The sequence below is a fragment of the Paenibacillus sp. IHBB 3054 genome (assembly GCF_051594305.1).
In the GTDB taxonomy this organism is placed as follows: domain Bacteria; phylum Bacillota; class Bacilli; order Paenibacillales; family Paenibacillaceae; genus Paenibacillus_AQ.
In genome coordinates, this window is the sequence record NZ_JBOFBG010000175.1 from 1 (window position 1) to 409 (window position 409).

Sequence of the window (409 nt, forward strand, 5' to 3'; positions counted from 1 at the left end):
GGCGGTCGTGTACGGGGATCAGCAGCTGACCTATGCGGAGCTGAATGCGCGGGCGAACCAGCTGGCGTGGACGCTGCGCGGGCAAGGTGTGGGGCCAGAAACGATTGTAGCGATGATGGCGGAACGCTCGCTGGAACTGATGGTAGGGCTTTATGGCATCCTGAAGGCCGGCGGGGCGTACTTGCCGATCGATCCGGCGCTGCCGGCCGAACGCATCCGGTATATGCTCGGGGACAGCGGTGCGGCGGTGCTGCTGACCCAGCCCGGTCAGGATCCATGCGGATTTGAGGGTACGGTCATCGAGTTGATGCCTGGAGAGCAAGCACAATCCGAGGCCAACCCGCCGCTAGAGCTGGATTCCCGGCGTTTGGCGTATGTGATCTATACCTCGGGGAGCACAGGCAAGCCC

Annotated in this window: 1 protein-coding gene; it reads left to right on the top strand. The window is 63.6% G+C overall.

What is annotated here, in order from left to right:
- The coding region (locus ACQ76X_RS36340) for an AMP-binding protein (RefSeq protein ID WP_438498718.1) at window positions 1–409 on the top strand (409 nt) is incomplete at both ends.